We start from the raw sequence: 15,356 nt of genomic DNA, 5'->3' as shown, positions 1-15,356 counted from the left end.
ATGAGTGCCGGAAGTACCAGGCCGTTCGCCGGCATTACCTAGATATCGACATGCCTATCCAAACACGTGGACCACCACCGTCAGCCAAAAAGCCGTGGTGACGACCGCACAGGCGGTGGCGATGGTCATCTGGTTCGATGCCAGTGCCTGGCCGGTGTTGAACTGCGTCGCAATCAGGTAGGAATTGACCCCGGATGGCAGCGCGGCGGCCACGACCGCGACCTTCGCCGACAGCGGCGGCAGGCCGAACAGCCAGACCAGGCCGAGCGCGACGGCCGGCATCAGCATCAGCTTCAGCGCCGACAGCGCCAGCGCCGGACGCACATTGCCGGAGATGCCGAAACGGCACAGGCCAAGCCCCATGGCAAACAACGCGACCGGTCCGGCGATGTTGGCCAGCGCGTCGACCAGCCGCACGGCCAGCGCCGGCAGTGGCAGGCCGGTGATACGCCATACCCATCCAGCCAGGATGCCGAGGATCAGCGGATTGGAGAGCAGCTTTCGAAAGAAGCGCCGGATGATGCGCAGCGGATGCACATGCTCGTCACCGCGGCCAAAGATTTCAAACAGGATGATCGACGCCATGATCATCGTCGGAAGATGCACGGAAATCAGCAGCGACAGCACTTCGAATCCACTTGGCCCGAATGTGCCGAGGACGAACGGGATGCCGAGCAGGACGAGGTTGGAAAAAGCCGACGACACGCCGCCAACGACCCCGGCACGCGCGTCGCGCCCGAACACCCGCGTGATGACCAGGTGGCCTGCGGCCCACGTCACTGCGGCAGCCGCGAAATAGGCTCCCCAGAACAACCAGGGTGCGGTGCCATGGAAATCGGCGTTGACCATGGTGCGGAACAGAAGCAGTGGCATCGCCACCCCGACGGCGAATTCGGCGATGGCCTCGCCCGCCTCGGCCTTCAGATAGCCGGTGAGCCCGGCCAGATAGCCGAGCGCGACAAGGCCGAAGACAAAAAGGACGGTTTCGATGAGTGGAGACATTTTTCTCCTGATAGGCGAGCCGGGATTGCAGCGCAATCGTCCCGCCTTGCGAAGCGGTCCGTTCTCGCAAACAGCCGGGATTGGTCGTGCCTTGTTTTTCAGCCGGCTTTGCCGTCCCTATATGCGGTCACCGGAACCCACCTCCGGTGACCGGAAAAGGACGCCTGATGCTTCGATCTGTGCTGGCTCTATTGCTGCTCGTCATTCCCGCCGCGGCCCATGCGACCGAAGCCGGCTGGGCGCTGTTGCGCGACGGCGGACATGTCGTGCTGCTTCGCCATGCCATGGTCACAGGCACCACCGATCCGGCGAATTTCGACATCGAGAAATGCGCCACCCAGGTCAATCTCTCGGTGCGCGGCAAGCAGCAGGCGCGCAAGATCGGCGCGCTTTTCGACGCCCGCGCCGCACCGGTCGAGCGCGTGCTGTCCAGCCGCTATTGCCGCAGCCTCGACACGGCCCGCACGGCTTTCAGAGAAGAGCCCGAACCCTTCGCCCCGCTTGACCTGCTGAAGACCGACGCCAGCGAGAAAGCCGCCCAGCTCGAGGCGGTCATGAACGAGATCCGCGCCTATTCCGGCTCCGACAATGTGGTCATGGTCACCCATCTGGAAAACATAATGGCGCTCACCGGCATCTCGCCGCGCGAAGGCGAAGCCGTGATCGTCGAGCCGCAAGGCGACGGCCTGCGCGTGCTCGGCCGCGTCACCTTTTAATCTGCGCATTGGGTCACGGCTTCCCCTTCAATTTTCTCCGAAGGAAGGCGGAGAAGGGTCGAACCCGGTATTCCGCTTAGGGTACCAGCGCTAGATTTTCACCACTCGCGAACGGCTTTCCGTGCGAGCGTCGCTTGGTGGAGCTGCGTTAGTCAGTCGGAGGCCAATGGTATTTTTAATGGAACGCTAATATACATGGATGCTCGAACGGGCGGCGGCCTGCCAAACTTGAGGAATGCCATGCGAAGATTCATCTTCACGGCAATGTGTATCGCCGCCGCAACAGCCGCTAACGCCCATGATTGGTACGAAGACAAGGTTGACCCGCAGACGAAATTCCGGTGTTGCGGTGGTTCTGATTGCCGTGCCATACCTCGGTCTTCGGTGCGGTCCAGGATCGACGGTGGTTACACTTACTTGCCGCATAATTTCAACATCCCACGGGACCGTGTGCAGGAATCCCCAGACGGCCAATACCATATCTGCGAGAATAGCTATGTCGTAACTAATCAGCTGTATTGGCGCTGCTTTTTCGCACCTCGTGCCACGGTCTCTCTACTTCTCCCACGTTAAGGTAAATATTGCGCGTCGCTGCCGGGATCGACATCGGCAAGGTGCGCAGCTGTGGCAAATTCGGTCGCGCCGCCCGCTGCCCTGAACGGACGTTCGCGTTCGCTACACGGGAAAGCATTCTATAGCGGATTGTCCGGTCCTGGCGCACCTGGCTCGTTCCAGCAACCAATGCGGATGACGGCTAACTACCCGCTACCTAGCGTTAGATTTCGCACTTGCAGCCACGCATCGATACGGAGCTTCCATGCCTCGATCATGTGCGCGAACGCGTCCTCCGTCAGCTCGGACAGATACGATCTTCCTGCCGTGCTCAAGGCAGTGAACGTGTAGGCAATCGACGCCTCCGTGCCTCCGTCAGCGGTCGGGCGGCAGGCCACCTCGACAAATCCGAAACGCGAATCCGGCGTCACCCGGACATAGCGGATGCGATGCGCCACGGGGTCCCAGTCCGTGCAGGCCCAGAGCGTGGTCTCATCACCGTGAGCGGTCCTGAAGACCATGCCCTGGCGCGTCTCCCCGTGTGGATGCAGAAATTCCGGATCCCAGCCGTCCACCCACAGGGTCTCCCCAGTCGGCGTGAACAGCGGAAAGACGCGGTCGACCGGCCCCGAAAGCACGATGCTATGAGTGCGCTCAAGATGGTTCGTCACTCGTCCTCCCCGCTCGTTTCCGCCAAACGGTGGCTGTCTGCCGCACTGAGCTCCAGCCCGTAGATGCGCTTCAATTGGCCGATTGTTTCCAGGGTCGTCGGGGAAAACGGCGTCTGGCCTTCGAAGGCATGCAGCACGATGCCCTCGATGAGGTCACCCAGGCTCATGTCGCGATGCTCGGCCAAGGCCTTGAGCACCTTCACCAATCGTTTTTCCAGGCGCACCCCGGTCTGCACACGTTCTATGGTCATAGATTTATGTACCATGGTACATTGGTACATGCAATGACCAGAGATGGGGTGGTTGCGGCATATCGCCGGGAGGGTCGCCAACGGCTCTTTCTTGCGTTTACGAAGTGGGTATCCCATCTGCGCCCGGCGTTCAGGCCTTTTCCTGCCCGGAAAAACCGATTAGACAGCGCGCAAACACATGCGGACAGATTCCGCCCGCAACCGAAGGAAAAGCCGTTGTCCAACACGTTCGCCAAAGTCGCCAAGATCATCGCCGACACCAGTGAGATCGATATCGACACGATCGCCCCTGAAAGCCACACCATCGACGATCTCGGCATCGACAGCCTCGACTTCCTCGACATCGTCTTTGCCATCGACAAGGAATTCGGCATCAAGGTGCCGCTGGAAAAGTGGACGCAAGAGGTCAATGACGGCAAGGCCTCGACCGACGATTACTTCGTCATGAAGAACCTGTGCGCCAAGATCGACGCTCTGGTCGCGGCCAAGAACGCCTGAAATGGTTCGTCTTCAAGCCTGACCCACAACAGCCGCCCATGAGCCCCCACCACGTCGTCATATCAGGCATCGGCCTTGTCTCTTCGCTGGGAGAAGGTCCCGATGCGCATTGGCGCAAACTCGTCCAGCCCGGCCTGGAACCGGTGCTCGACGCTGCGCGCTTCTCGCCCTACACCGTCCACCCGCTGCCGGAGATCGACTGGAACCTGCAGATCGCCAAGCGCGGCGACCAGCGGCAGATGGAAACCTGGCAAAGGCTCGGCACCTACGCCGCCGGCATGGCGCTGGACGATGCCGGCATCAAGGGCAATGACGAACTCTGCACGACCATGGACATGGTGGTGGCTGCCGGCGGCGGCGAGCGCGACGAGGCGGTCGACGCCGACATTCTCGCCGCCTCGGAAAGCCGCAACGACCGCGACGTGCTGCTCAACGAGAAACTGACAACCGAATTGCGGCCGACGCTGTTTCTGGCGCAGCTTTCCAACCTGCTCGCCGGCAACATCTCGATCGTCCACAAGGTGACCGGCTCGTCGCGCACCTTCATGGGCGAGGAAGGCGCGGGCGTCGCCGCCGTCGAGACGGCCGCCGCGCGCATCCGCTCCGGCCAGTCGACGCATATACTGGTCGGCGGCGCCTTCCAGACCGAACATTCCGACATGCTGCTTGGTTATGAATTGGCCGGCTACCTGCATCGCGGCCCCTGGAGACCGGTCTGGCAAAGACAGGGCCTGGACGGCGGCGGCGTGGTGACCGGATCCGGCGGCGCGTTCCTCGTCCTGGAACAGCGCGAACATGCGATCAGCCGCGGGCGAAAGATCTATGCCGAACTCGGCCCGGTCATATCCGGACGCGCAAAACGCCGGCAGGGCGAGCTCGATGGCGAAATTGCCGCGCTGCTCAGGCAGGCGGCATTGCCGAACGGCGAGTTGCTGACGATTTCAGGCGCTTCGGGTGCCCATACCGCTACTGCTGCCGAGAAATCGGCGCTCGACGCCAATCCAGCGATTGCCGCACGCGGCTTTTCGACACTGACCGGCCACATGAAGGAAGCGCAGTTTCCCTTCGCCGTGGCGCTGGCGGCACTGGCTGTCGAGCGCAAGGCCGCCTACCCGGCTTTTGACGCCGCCACCGAGAAGCCGTTCAACGGCGTTCCCAGGACCGTCCTTGCAACGGCGATCGGCTATCACCAATTCGAGGGCATGGCGTTGGTCAACGCCGCCTAAAACGTCGGGGCGAAGCGGTTTCGGACGAGACCGAAGCTCCAACTCAAAGAAACGGTCGAGGGTTTCGGGACAACAACATGACCAATCTGAACGATCACATGGGCAGGCCGATCGTCGCCGTCACCGGCATCGGCGTGGTGACGTCGTTGGGCGTCGGCAAGGCCGACAATTGGGCAGCGCTCACCGCGGGCAAGTCCGGCATCCATCCGATCACCCGCTTTCCGGTCGATCATCTGAACACCCGCATCTCCGGCATGGTCGATTTCCTGCCGTCGAGCTCCAGGGGCGCCAGCCTTCTGACCTACGACCTCGCCGAGATAGCCGCGCAGGAAGCCGTGGCCGAAGCCGGCCTTGATTCGGGCGAATTCGGCGGACCGCTTTTCCTTGCCTCGCCGCCGGTCGAACTCGACTGGAGCGAGCGCTTTTCGCTGTACAACTCCGACAAGCACGACATCGGCGCCGAACGGCTGCTTCGCGTGGCGCGCGGCCTGAAGGAACTCGATGTCTTCGAAACCACCCAGTTTGGTTCGATCGCCGACCGGCTCGCCGACCGTTTTGGGACACGCGGCCTGCCGATCACGCTGTCGACGGCCTGCGCCTCGGGCGCCACCTCGATCCAGCTCGGCGTCGAGGCGATCCGCCGCGGCGAATGCGATAGGGCGCTGTCGATCGGCGCCGACGGCTCGGCGACCGCCGAGGCGCTGATCCGTTTCTCGCTGCTTTCGGCACTCTCCACGCACAACGACATCCCCGAAAAAGCGTCAAAACCCTTCTCCAAGGATCGCGACGGTTTTGTCCTCGCTGAGGGTTCTGGCGCGCTGGTATTGGAATCGCTGGAGGCGGCACTCGCCCGTGGTGCAAACATCCTCGGCATCCTGCGCGGCTGCGGCGAGAAGGCCGACGATTTCCACCGCACCCGCTCGAAGCCGGACGGTTCGCCGGCGATCGCCGCGGTTCGCGCCGCGCTCGCCGATGCCGGCTTGCGCGAGGACGAGATCGATTATGTCAACGCCCACGGCACCTCGACGCCGGAAAACGACAAGATGGAGCATCTGTCGCTGTCGACCGTGTTCGGCGAGCGGATCGGCTCGATGCCGATCTCGTCGAACAAGTCGATGATCGGCCACACCCTGTCGGCCGCCGGCGCCGTCGAGGCCGCGTTTTCGCTGATGACCATGCGCGAAAGCGTCATCCCGCCGACCATCAATTACGACAATCCCGATCCGGCGATCGTGCTCGACGTGGTGCCGAACCAGAAGCGCAACGCCGAGGTCGGCACGGTGCTGTCGAACTCCTTCGGCTTCGGCGGCCAGAACACCTGTCTTGTCATGGCGCGGGAACCAGTCTAAGCGAGCCTTTTCCCGCTCAACAGAACCGACAGGCTCCATGCGCGCATTGCAACTTATCGAGGACCGCCGCCTTGAAACGGTGGACCTGCCGCTTCCGCCGCAGCCTGCGCTGGGCGAAGTGACGCTGCGCATCAAGGCCGTGGCGCTCAATCATATCGACGTCTGGGGCTGGCGCGGCATGGCCTTCGCCAAGCGCAAGCTGCCGCTGGTCGTCGGCGCCGAAGCTTCAGGCGAGGTCGAGGCGGTCGGCCCCGGCGTCTCCAGCCTTGTGCCCGGGCAGCTTGTGTCGATCTACGGCGCGCGCACCTGCGGGCTTTGCCGCGCCTGCCGGGAAGGCCGCGACAACCTCTGCGAGCATGTCTCGGGCGTCCACGGCTTCCATCTCGACGGCTTTGCGCAAGAGAAGATAAACCTTCCGGCGCGCCTGCTGGTCCCTGCCCCGCCCGGCGTGACGGACATTGGGGCGGCCGTCGCGCCCGTCACCTTCGGCACGGTCGAGCACATGCTGTTCGACAATGCCAGGTTGCAGCCCGGCGAAACCATCCTGATCCATGCCGGCGGCTCGGGTATCGGCTCCGCCGCGATCCAGCTGGCGAAGAAAATGGGCTGCACCGTGATCACCACGGTCGGCTCGAACGACAAGATCGACAAGGCGAAGGCGCTTGGCGCCGACCACGTCATCAACTACCGCGAGGACCGTTTCGAAGGCATCGTGCGCAAACTGACGAAGAAGAAGGGCGTCGATGTCGTTTTCGAGCATGTCGGCGCCGACACCTTTGCCGCCTCGATGCTGTGCCTGAAACGCGGCGGCCGCCTGGTGACCTGCGGCTCGACCTCGGGCGTGTCGACACAGATCAATCTGATGCAATTGTTCCAGCAGCAATTGAAGCTGCTCGGCTCCTTCGGCTGCCGCATGCAAAACATGGCCGACGCCATGCAGAAAATGGCGGCGGGGCTGGTTTCTCCGGTCATCGACACCGAAGTCGGCTTCGACGGCATCGACGCCGCGCTGAAGCGCATGGAAGGCCGTGACGTGTTCGGCAAGATCATCCTGCGCATCGGCTGATCATGATGTTGCTGTCTAAAAACATCATGGTCTAGGAATGGTCGGCAACGCCTTCAAGAAGCTCCGCCGGGACTTGGCGTTCCGCCACGGCAGGCGGCTGCGCCAGTTCAACTACTGGCTGCTTGCGCGCGTCGCGATGACGATCATTTGGCTGCTGCGTCTGCTGCCGGTCGACAGCGCGCTCAATTTCGCCGACCGCGCCGCCCGCCGCATTGGCCCGTGGGTGGGGCGCCACAACGTCGCCATCGCCAATCTGCGCAACGCCTACCCGGAAAAGAGCGACCGCGAGATCCAGGCCATCGCGTCCGACATGTGGGGCAACATGGCTCGGCTCGCCGCGGAATACATCTTTCTCGACGCCCTGTTCGACTATGATCCCGCCGCGACGAAACCGGGCCGCATCGAGGTCAAGGGGATCGAGCACTTCGTGCATATCGCCGAGGAACCGAAGCCGCATATCATCTTCACCGCGCATCTCGGCAATTTCGAACTGCTTCCGGTGGCGGCAGCCACTTTCGGCATGAACATCACGGCGCTGTTTCGTCCGCCCAACAACCCTTACCTTGCCGACTACATCCTCTCGACGCGCCGCTCGACCATGGGTTCGCTTCTGCCCTCTTCGACCGGCGCTTCGTTCGCGCTGGCGGCCATTCTGGAGAAAGGCGGCAATATCGGCGTGCTCGTCGACCAGAAATTCTCGAGCGGGCTCGAAACGACATTCTTCGGCCGCCCATGCGAGAGCAACCGGGTTCTGGGCACCCTGGCGCGCCACTATGATTGCGATGTCTATCCGGCGCGCTGCGTGCGCTTGCCGGGCAACCGCTTCCGGCTCGAGATCGAGGACAAACTGACCTTGCCGCGCACCGCCGGCGGCAGTGTCGATGTCCATGGCACCACCCAGTTGCTCAACGACGTGGTCGAGCGCTGGGTGCGCGAGGACCCCGGCCAGTGGATGTGGTTCCACAAAAGGTGGGAAATCAGCGGCCCGCGCGGAAAGCATCGCCAGGCGAGACAGCGCGGCGAAGCCGCCTGAGCAGAAGACGCAACATTGCTTTGTGACGGCAGTTATGCTATTGATTTGGGCATGGTGCTGATTTGCGCCAACGACCCGCCCGCCGAGGCGGGTTTTTGTTTGGCCATCGGCCGCTCGATTGCCGCCTGACGCCTCGTCTCAAGTTTCGGTAGTGTCTCAGTTTGAATTTCGGCTCGCGACCCGTTCCAGTCGTCCAGATTCGCTCGCGCTACGGAATAAGTTGACCCGATCCGGACCTTTATTCGCCGATTTCCTTCCCCGATAGCTGACGTTGGGTGCACCAACGTTCATGACCCCGAGCAGACGTTTGTGCGCCATGTCGAAGGTCAGCTTTGTTAGTTTACGACGTTGGAAGCAGGCGAGTCCGTTCTCCTGAGAAAACTACTCGCCATGCCTTGTGGTGTAATGATCGCGTCCGTTTCGTTGGCTAGTGCGGGTCGCTGGGGAGCGGCTGCGGTTATCTTGTCTCGGGATTCTAGCCAGTCCTGCGGGACGCAAACGGTTCATCCGGTGGTTCGAGAGACATCGAAAAGAGCGACGCCGAGCCTGCAGCGATGAAGGCCACGCAGATGATTGCGTATATCGTTCGTCTCATGCCCGCCTAACCCCATAATCCATCAAGCCACAATGCCTGGCCGCTGATTGTTCGAGAATGTGCCCTCCCATGACAGCGAGTTTGTTTCCGATTGTCATCGCAAAATCTTAGGCTCGGTGGCGTCGCCGCACCTCTGCACCGATCGCCCAAACAGCCTGGGACGGCGCTGCCACCAGATGGCATCCCGCTCATTCCATGGCAAGCACATCTCCGCTGACTAACAAGGTCGAAGGCTCGCCATACTCTCCGAGCGCCGGATTGGCTTCTCGCGACCAGGCGATGACGCCGGCATGCTTGGGTGCCAGCGCATTCGCTGTCCGGATTGCACGCTCCTCGCTCTCCTGCTCGGCTGGGCCGAATACAACCTGAAGCACGCCGTCGTCATCGGAGTCGAACGCCATGACGACGACCAGCTTGGGCATCTTCTGTTGTGAAAAGATGGCGTCCCACATGAGTTGTTTCCTGTGGGTCGCTCTAGCTTTCGAACGGGTGGGGCCGAGGTTTGGGCGAAATCAACTTCAGAGGGCAGGGTTGCCGGAAGTTCATCCGAAGAACACGACGAGGATAATAGCCAGAACCCATAACACCACACCGCCCTTGATCAGCAGGCCAATTACCGCGGTGCGGTCCGACGACGACAGATACTCTTTGATCGGAGCGCTCCAGGGGGCGGAACGGCCCACTGCGACTGCCTTGGCGGGTTTATTTGAAGTCCCTCTGGTGCCAAAGGCACGGGGTACTTGTTTTCTCATTTAGTCGCCTTGACCGTTAAAACCAGCATATCAGCTCGCCAGTGGCATATGCGATGTGAACGTCGCTTGAGTAATCGCCACACTCATGCCGACCGCGGAGCTGGTGGTTTCGAGCTGGGCGTCCATCTGCTTTACCAGCGCTTGTACGATTGCGGTTCCCAGGCCGGCTTTCTTGCCATTGCTGTCACTGGCACTTTTCCCGACACCATTATCTGAAACGATCAATTTCCAATCCGGGCCAGCCGTTTCATAGGTGACGGGGATCAGTGCACCGCTTCGGTCAGCAGGAAACGCATATTTGATCGCATTGATCACAAGTTCGGTAACGATCAGGCCCAAGCTCACGGCTTTGTCAGATCCAACGGTTCCGGCGTCCGCCATCACCTTGATCGCGATCCGGCCTTCGCCAACCATCGACGAGATCAGACTGTCGCAAAGCTTGGACAGATAGGACGCCACGTCGATCTGGTCGATGCCTTCAAGCGCGTGGAGATGACGCTGAACCTCAGCTACCGACATGACGCGCTGATGCGCATCCCGCAGGTGCTGGCGGGTTTCTTCGGAAGTCACAGCCCGAGCCTTCAACAACAGAATACTGGCGATGATCTGAAGGCTGTTGGCGACGCGATGCTGCATTTCCTGGAGCAGAATATCCTTCTGGCGCAGCAACTCCTCGGTCTGGCTGAGGAGCTCTTCCTTTTCCCGCTCGATCGCCCGCCGGGCCGTAACATCGGTGAAGGCGAGAAGGATCGTCCGGGTGGAGCTGTCCTCGTAGACTACCTGGCGTGCATTCAGCAGCATCGTCCGATGCCCGACATCGGGAAAGTCATGCTGGACTTCGAAGTTATCCATTGCGGTCTGCTCGGGAATGATCGTCTCCAGCAGAACACGCAAATCGGGAATGTCCCACTGGCCATCGCCAAGCGAGTAAAGCAGACGACCGCGCGTCGGGCTTGACGTTGAAGGTCGAATAGAATGAGCGGCTTGCGGCCAACACATGATAGCGGTCATCCAGCACGACAAACGGCTCGGGAATCGTATTGACGATCGCTTGCGCAAGCGTCTGCGCATGTTCAAGTTTTTTGAAAGTCGAGCATTTGAAGCGAGGACATCCGATCGGAGATCGTGGGCTATTGGAGCCGTTGCAATTCACCATAGGCCGCCGCCGAGGATGTCCTAGCGGAATCGCTTCCGACCAAGCCACATGATCGTGCTCCGCATGGTGCGGCATTGCTATCGCCCTGACCTGTTGGCGCGTATGCTAAATCGGAATGCCCCCAGTGGGATTTGGGCGCGGGAGGACGCATGGTTGAGTTGGCGGTACGCATGATCGGGTTCGCGCGCCAACAAATGTTGCTGACGGCCAGCATCTGGCGCTACGAGCCACATCTCTCGTTCGCGATCCGATGGAGAAAAAGCGTTTGCACCGACAACTGGCCGAGCTGCTTTCTTCAACCCATCAAATGGCCAACGGCGAGAACCGTCACTCCACTCGAAAACGGACTTTGAAGCTGCTCGATGAAATCGACCTTGCTTCGTGGGAAGACTGACCCTCGTGACCGACGGGTGGACGCCGCGATCACCAACTTGTGCCGTACGCCGAGATGCCCTGAGCTAAATCACCTCGAAAGGTCCTTTCGGCGGCTCCAACAAAAAAACCGCTGGGCAAGTGGCCCAACGGTCTGTTGCCTGGAACTTAGTCTTTAGCGTAGGACGTAGACGATCTTGCGGGAAGCCGGCTCAACCAGAACCGGCTGTCCATTTACATAGACATAGCGGTATTCGTAGTCGGGAATCTCGCGAAGTTCCACCGTTTCTGGAAGTCCAGCACCGACCACGACTTCACCTTCGAGATAGATCGGGTCGACCTTGTTGGAAGTGACGTAGGTGCGCACTTCAGCCGGGGGTTCTGCCGCAGCCCCGGCAGTTCCGCCGACGGCTACCCCGGCAACGCCGCCAATCGCAGCACCGATGGGGCCGCCGATAATCGCTCCGGCGACCGCACCGGTTGTGCCCCCGACAACCGCACCCGTGGCACCGCCGTCACCTGATGGCGGAGTAATCACCTTGACGGAATCGGCCGGACGTTCGGTCAGAACAACCTGCTGTCCGCCGAAATCGCCAACCAGATAGTCGGAATAGACCCAGCCTTCACCACCGCCATGCGAGACGACGCACCATTTACTGCCCTCAACGCATCCGTTGAGCATGGCGGACGCGCCAGCGCCGACTACGCCAACGACCGGATGCTGCGGACCCGGTCCGGCGCGAACATTAAGGTCGGTCGTTGCGGTGACCGCCGTTTGAGCAAAGGCTGCACCTGACAGTGCGAACAGGAGGCCGGTAGCGGCCGAAACAAAAAGTTTCGTTCTCACATGCCCGAAAGCAGTTGTTGGCGGACCGCCTTTTTAATGGAACTTCATGCTATATTTGTGAAATTGCGGATTGAGCAAGGGTGCTGGACGCTATGGACGCATCACCCGCATATGCCAGCGGCAGGATTTGCGGTATCATCCGGGACAGCCCAATGGAGGCATGAGAAAATGTCTCGCAACGAAGAAGCCTATCCGCGAGAGTGTGTTGAAGCGGAACAACTGGTTCGTTCAGCAATCATGAGAATTATCAACGAAATGCCCGATGCAGGTGAGCGCGAGCGTCGGATGGAATTTCTAGCAGCGACCCGGAATGACCCGGAACTTAGGAATGCATGTGTATACGTCGCGTTCCTCTCCGCGTGGGAAGACATCACCTCCCCCTAACCGTGGAGGATGCAGCGAAGCTAGCAGTTTGAATAATACGCGCCCGTGCCTTGTTTGAAGCTCAATCAAGGAGCATATATAAAGCTCGTTGATTTTGGCCGATTGGCTTTCGCGGTGTCAGAGACCAGACCCGCCATACACCCCGAATCTCGACAGCGAATGCATTAGCGCCGATCCGGCGCGCATATCGCTTTGTTCGATCTGGATTGGACCTGGCGCTTACCACGGATGTACTGGCAGCATGGGGGTCGTCCGCTCGAACGGGAATGATGCAGGAGACGCCTCCGCGGGCTCCTGCGGAGACCTGCACCATGGCCAGCCGCACCACGCAAACTGTCGTCCACTTTTCATCGGCGTTCCGGCTGCCGGGCTTTGACGCTCCCCAACCAGCGGGAGACTACCGCGTCGACCACGACGAGGAACTCATAGAAGGCACCTCCCGACTTGCCTGGCGACGTGTCGGCGCTTTCATCCACCTGCCGGCCATCGCCATCCAGGCTTCGACGCAACAGATGGTGCCGATCAACCCAGCGGACCTCAAGGCCGCCCTCGCAAAGGACCTTGAACAGTCATGACCGTCCTATCCCGCGGGCAACGCAGCCGCGCAACCCCGCACGACGCTGCAAAGCATCTTTTTTCTATTGGGCAGTCCGTCCGGCTGAAGGGCGGGTTCGGAACGTCGCCCAAGTTTGGGGAGATCTATCGGATTACCGGCACGCTGCCTGCGAGGGATAATTTGTTTCAATACCGTGTTCGCCATGACGACGAGCGTCATGAGCGGGTTACGACACAAGACTGTCTGGAGCCAGTAGGCCCGGAGCGGCCTGATGAGGGCACAACACTCATGGAAAGGACGTTCGGCAATGGCCAACGGACAGAAACGCAGCAGTCGCGAGATCAGAAAGCCGAAGCAGGTGAAAGCACCGCCAAAACCTGAAGGCCCATTCGGCGCGCAGATCAAGCTCGCCGAGGCCAACGCCCACGCGGCAAGGGCAGGAGCTGACAGCAGGACGCTCATGCAATGAAGATCGTGATCGAATTCTACCGCACCCGGAACGCGGACGACGCTCATGCCATCGTCGGCCGCGAAACAAAGGAAGCGGTGAATACCGGTGACGCGATCGAGGTTGCGAGGCAGCTTTCGCAAACCCTCGACATGCCGCAGCGACCGGACGCCATGACGATCACCGACGCGAACGGAGCAACGCTCTTTTCGGGCGTCATCGATGCGGACGCGGCCAATGAAGAAAGGCGACAACCATGAACCGTCAAGACAACGAAACCGGGCTGCGACGGAATACTGCGGCGATCGCTATCTGGGAAAATGAGGGCGGCGCACCGGGCCCTGATCTCACGGAGCAGCTTTACGGTCGCCGCGTCGAAGCCGATAGGTCCTGGACGGTCTATCATGTCTTCACGGGCGTTGCGGCGCGTGTCGGCAATGATGACTTGATTGGCCTAAACAGGTCACAGGCCACAAGTAGCATGATGTCTCTCAATCGTCGCACCGCCGAACGCCGTTAACAGCGCATCAGCCTACTGGCACTTGCCCAAGATGCGTCGGGTGCAACGGTGGCGTGCCAATCATGACACTGTCCTTTCCGAACCCGAGCCGCAGCTTCGATGATGAGCATAACGCTGTCCGCTTCATCGGCCATGACGGCATGTCCCAAGTGCGATTCCTGGTAGAGACCGGTGCGCTAGAGAAATCGGGCGCGGAGTTGCGCGGGACAGCGCCGTCGGAGGCGAAGTGCCTCGCGGCATTCGATTCAATGCGCACGTCGATCTACGACGCAGCGCGAAAAGCCTATTCTCACCGCCGTCGCGAATCCTATACTTTGACGGCCGCCGATTTCGGGTAGTCGGATAAGGAGCGAGTATCCTCCATGCTGATCCGCCATGGTTATGAAATCACGCTGACCTGCCAACAGCCGACTGCATTGGTATGTCTGCTGTCAGTCCACGAGGACCGCGCGGCCGACATTCGCGTTCCCGAAACGCTGTTCACCACTCCTGATGTTCCCATAGCGACCTATCGGGATCTCTTCGGCAACCGATGCCGGCGGCTTGTCGCGCCGGCGGGCGATCTGACGATTTGGAGCGATGCCACGATCGAAGATGACGGGCAACCGGACAGGGCAGTTCCTGGCGCGCGGGAACTCGCGGTGCCGGAATTGCCGGACGATTGCCTCGTCTACCTCATGGGCAGCCGCTATTGCGAAACCGACCTGCTCAGCCAGATTGCGTGGGATAAATTCGGCGGTATCGCACCCGGTTGGGATCGGGCGCAGGCGATCTGCGACTTCGTCCATGGCCACATCCGCTTCGACTACATGCAGGCCCGGTCGACACGAACCGCCTTTGAGGCATTCAACGAGCGGGTGGGCGTCTGTCGCGACTTCGCGCATCTCGCACTCACCTTGTGCCGCTGCCTCAACATTCCCGCACGCTACGTCAATGGCCATCTCGGCGACATCGGCGTTCCGGTCGTCGATCCGATGGATTTCAGCGCATGGATCGAGGTCTTCCTGGACGGTGCATGGCACACGTTCGATCCGCGCAACAACACCCCGCGGATCGGCAGGATAGTAGTCGCCCGCGGCCGTGATGCGGCCGACATACCGCTCATCAATTCCTTCGGCCCGCATGTCCTGAAGGCGTTTCGAGTTTGGACCTATGAGGTGGTTCCCGATCCGCAATAGGCCTAAGGCGTCGGGGATAAAGCCTGGGGATGGGCCCCAAGTGGGAATTCCGTGGTTCGCCGACGACGCGTTACCCAAACTGCTGTCGGCCAGGAAGCAGACCGCTACTGGCGCTATCGAGGCGACGCCCGCTTCAGCTTCTCGGCATGACTGCACGATCGTCAAAGGACTGGGTCGGGTGGAA

19 protein-coding genes and 1 pseudogene are annotated in these 15,356 nt (G+C 60.9%); 13 read left to right on the top strand and 7 right to left on the bottom strand.

The features are described 5' to 3' along the window. Window positions 1-54 precede the first annotated feature (54 nt). Window positions 55-1,002, bottom strand: coding sequence for an AEC family transporter (locus IHQ72_RS18400; RefSeq protein ID WP_258116363.1), 948 nt, complete (start codon window positions 1,000-1,002; stop codon window positions 55-57). A 167-nt stretch (window positions 1,003-1,169) separates the two neighbouring features. Here IHQ72_RS18400 and IHQ72_RS18395 point away from each other — a divergent pair, with 167 nt between their 5' ends. Continuing rightward, window positions 1,170-1,718, top strand: a complete 549-nt coding sequence (locus IHQ72_RS18395; RefSeq protein ID WP_123150751.1) for a histidine phosphatase family protein — start codon at window positions 1,170-1,172, stop codon at window positions 1,716-1,718. A gap of 758 nt (window positions 1,719-2,476) precedes the next feature. Here IHQ72_RS18395 and IHQ72_RS18390 read toward each other — a convergent pair. Next, a complete protein-coding gene (locus tag IHQ72_RS18390) occupies window positions 2,477-2,941 on the bottom strand; it encodes a hypothetical protein (protein WP_258116361.1) in 465 nt (154 codons plus the stop codon). Continuing rightward, the gene (locus tag IHQ72_RS18385; protein ID WP_258123876.1) at window positions 2,938-3,144 is read right to left on the bottom strand and encodes a hypothetical protein; all 207 of its coding nucleotides are present in this window, start codon (window positions 3,142-3,144) and stop codon (window positions 2,938-2,940) included. Before IHQ72_RS18385 ends, IHQ72_RS18390 begins: the two co-directional genes overlap by 4 nt. A gap of 264 nt (window positions 3,145-3,408) precedes the next feature. Between IHQ72_RS18385 and IHQ72_RS18380 the strand changes: the two genes are divergently transcribed. The 5 genes from IHQ72_RS18380 (at window position 3,409) to IHQ72_RS18360 (ending at window position 8,364) form a co-directional block, all read left to right on the top strand. Further along, complete coding sequence (locus IHQ72_RS18380) at window positions 3,409-3,690, top strand: acyl carrier protein (RefSeq protein ID WP_258116360.1); 282 nt, start codon at window positions 3,409-3,411, stop codon at window positions 3,688-3,690. Window positions 3,691-3,728: 38 nt separating this feature from the next. Further along, window positions 3,729-4,916, top strand: a complete 1,188-nt coding sequence (locus tag IHQ72_RS18375) for a beta-ketoacyl-ACP synthase (RefSeq protein ID WP_258116359.1) — start codon at window positions 3,729-3,731, stop codon at window positions 4,914-4,916. Window positions 4,917-4,993: 77 nt separating this feature from the next. Continuing rightward, window positions 4,994-6,265: a beta-ketoacyl-ACP synthase gene (locus IHQ72_RS18370; RefSeq protein ID WP_258116358.1), complete on the top strand. Its 1,272-nt coding sequence runs from the start codon at window positions 4,994-4,996 to the stop codon at window positions 6,263-6,265. Window positions 6,266-6,302: 37 nt separating this feature from the next. Next, window positions 6,303-7,331, top strand: a complete 1,029-nt coding sequence (locus IHQ72_RS18365; protein ID WP_258116357.1) for a zinc-binding dehydrogenase — start codon at window positions 6,303-6,305, stop codon at window positions 7,329-7,331. A gap of 37 nt (window positions 7,332-7,368) precedes the next feature. After that, window positions 7,369-8,364: a lipid A biosynthesis lauroyl acyltransferase gene (locus IHQ72_RS18360; RefSeq protein ID WP_258116356.1), complete on the top strand. Its 996-nt coding sequence runs from the start codon at window positions 7,369-7,371 to the stop codon at window positions 8,362-8,364. A gap of 783 nt (window positions 8,365-9,147) precedes the next feature. Here the strand turns inward: IHQ72_RS18360 and IHQ72_RS18355 are convergent. The 4 genes and pseudogenes from IHQ72_RS18355 to IHQ72_RS18340 form a co-directional block, all read right to left on the bottom strand. Then, a complete protein-coding gene (locus IHQ72_RS18355) occupies window positions 9,148-9,411 on the bottom strand; it encodes a hypothetical protein (RefSeq protein ID WP_258116355.1) in 264 nt (87 codons plus the stop codon). A 90-nt stretch (window positions 9,412-9,501) separates the two neighbouring features. After that, window positions 9,502-9,711: a hypothetical protein gene (locus IHQ72_RS18350; RefSeq protein ID WP_258116354.1), complete on the bottom strand. Its 210-nt coding sequence runs from the start codon at window positions 9,709-9,711 to the stop codon at window positions 9,502-9,504. Between the two features lie 30 nt (window positions 9,712-9,741). Beyond that, window positions 9,742-10,828 (bottom strand): annotated as a pseudogene (locus tag IHQ72_RS18345) (sensor histidine kinase). Between the two features lie 586 nt (window positions 10,829-11,414). After that, a complete protein-coding gene (locus IHQ72_RS18340; RefSeq protein WP_258116353.1) occupies window positions 11,415-12,086 on the bottom strand; it encodes a DUF1236 domain-containing protein in 672 nt (223 codons plus the stop codon). Between the two features lie 168 nt (window positions 12,087-12,254). Between IHQ72_RS18340 and IHQ72_RS18335 the strand changes: the two genes are divergently transcribed. The 7 genes from IHQ72_RS18335 to IHQ72_RS18305 all read left to right on the top strand — a co-directional run bounded on the left by IHQ72_RS18335 (window position 12,255) and on the right by IHQ72_RS18305 (window position 15,172). Beyond that, window positions 12,255-12,470 carry a hypothetical protein gene (locus IHQ72_RS18335; protein WP_139044083.1) on the top strand — a complete coding sequence of 72 codons (216 nt, stop codon included), beginning with the start codon at window positions 12,255-12,257 and terminating at the stop codon, window positions 12,468-12,470. 311 nt (window positions 12,471-12,781) lie between these two features. Continuing rightward, on the top strand, window positions 12,782-13,045 hold the full coding sequence (locus IHQ72_RS18330) for a hypothetical protein (protein ID WP_258116352.1): 264 nt from the start codon (window positions 12,782-12,784) through the stop codon (window positions 13,043-13,045). Next, entirely contained in the window at window positions 13,042-13,407 is a 366-nt protein-coding gene (locus tag IHQ72_RS18325; RefSeq protein WP_077380189.1) for a hypothetical protein, read from the top strand. The genes IHQ72_RS18330 and IHQ72_RS18325 overlap by 4 nt, the downstream gene beginning before the upstream one ends. 84 nt (window positions 13,408-13,491) lie before the next feature. Further along, a complete protein-coding gene (locus IHQ72_RS18320; protein WP_077380187.1) occupies window positions 13,492-13,734 on the top strand; it encodes a hypothetical protein in 243 nt (80 codons plus the stop codon). Beyond that, complete coding sequence (locus IHQ72_RS18315; RefSeq protein ID WP_258116351.1) at window positions 13,731-13,994, top strand: hypothetical protein; 264 nt, start codon at window positions 13,731-13,733, stop codon at window positions 13,992-13,994. Before IHQ72_RS18320 ends, IHQ72_RS18315 begins: the two co-directional genes overlap by 4 nt. Before the next feature lie 62 nt (window positions 13,995-14,056). Then, entirely contained in the window at window positions 14,057-14,332 is a 276-nt protein-coding gene (locus IHQ72_RS18310; RefSeq protein ID WP_258116350.1) for a DUF1488 family protein, read from the top strand. Window positions 14,333-14,356: 24 nt separating this feature from the next. After that, a complete protein-coding gene (locus IHQ72_RS18305; RefSeq protein WP_123148442.1) occupies window positions 14,357-15,172 on the top strand; it encodes a transglutaminase-like domain-containing protein in 816 nt (271 codons plus the stop codon). The last annotated feature ends 184 nt before the right edge of the window (window positions 15,173-15,356 follow it).

This window comes from Mesorhizobium onobrychidis (assembly GCF_024707545.1).
Taxonomy (GTDB): domain Bacteria; phylum Pseudomonadota; class Alphaproteobacteria; order Rhizobiales; family Rhizobiaceae; genus Mesorhizobium; species Mesorhizobium onobrychidis.
The sequence above is the reverse complement of the archived record's forward strand: the minus strand, read 5'-3'. Positions and strand labels throughout refer to the sequence as shown.

Coding starts and splice junctions, on each gene's coding strand:
- IHQ72_RS18360 (WP_258116356.1), top strand. CDS start 7,369: ATGGTCGGCAACGCCTTCAAGAAGCTCCGCCGGGACTTGGCGTTCCGC.
- IHQ72_RS18370 (WP_258116358.1), top strand. CDS start 4,994: ATGACCAATCTGAACGATCACATGGGCAGGCCGATCGTCGCCGTCACC.
- IHQ72_RS18335 (WP_139044083.1), top strand. CDS start 12,255: ATGTCTCGCAACGAAGAAGCCTATCCGCGAGAGTGTGTTGAAGCGGAA.
- IHQ72_RS18350 (WP_258116354.1), bottom strand. CDS start 9,711: ATGAGAAAACAAGTACCCCGTGCCTTTGGCACCAGAGGGACTTCAAAT.
- IHQ72_RS18320 (WP_077380187.1), top strand. CDS start 13,492: ATGAAGATCGTGATCGAATTCTACCGCACCCGGAACGCGGACGACGCT.
- IHQ72_RS18305 (WP_123148442.1), top strand. CDS start 14,357: ATGCTGATCCGCCATGGTTATGAAATCACGCTGACCTGCCAACAGCCG.
- IHQ72_RS18395 (WP_123150751.1), top strand. CDS start 1,170: ATGCTTCGATCTGTGCTGGCTCTATTGCTGCTCGTCATTCCCGCCGCG.
- IHQ72_RS18355 (WP_258116355.1), bottom strand. CDS start 9,411: ATGTGGGACGCCATCTTTTCACAACAGAAGATGCCCAAGCTGGTCGTC.
- IHQ72_RS18325 (WP_077380189.1), top strand. CDS start 13,042: ATGACCGTCCTATCCCGCGGGCAACGCAGCCGCGCAACCCCGCACGAC.
- IHQ72_RS18365 (WP_258116357.1), top strand. CDS start 6,303: ATGCGCGCATTGCAACTTATCGAGGACCGCCGCCTTGAAACGGTGGAC.
- IHQ72_RS18400 (WP_258116363.1), bottom strand. CDS start 1,002: ATGTCTCCACTCATCGAAACCGTCCTTTTTGTCTTCGGCCTTGTCGCG.
- IHQ72_RS18310 (WP_258116350.1), top strand. CDS start 14,057: ATGACACTGTCCTTTCCGAACCCGAGCCGCAGCTTCGATGATGAGCAT.
- IHQ72_RS18375 (WP_258116359.1), top strand. CDS start 3,729: ATGAGCCCCCACCACGTCGTCATATCAGGCATCGGCCTTGTCTCTTCG.
- IHQ72_RS18330 (WP_258116352.1), top strand. CDS start 12,782: ATGGCCAGCCGCACCACGCAAACTGTCGTCCACTTTTCATCGGCGTTC.
- IHQ72_RS18315 (WP_258116351.1), top strand. CDS start 13,731: ATGAACCGTCAAGACAACGAAACCGGGCTGCGACGGAATACTGCGGCG.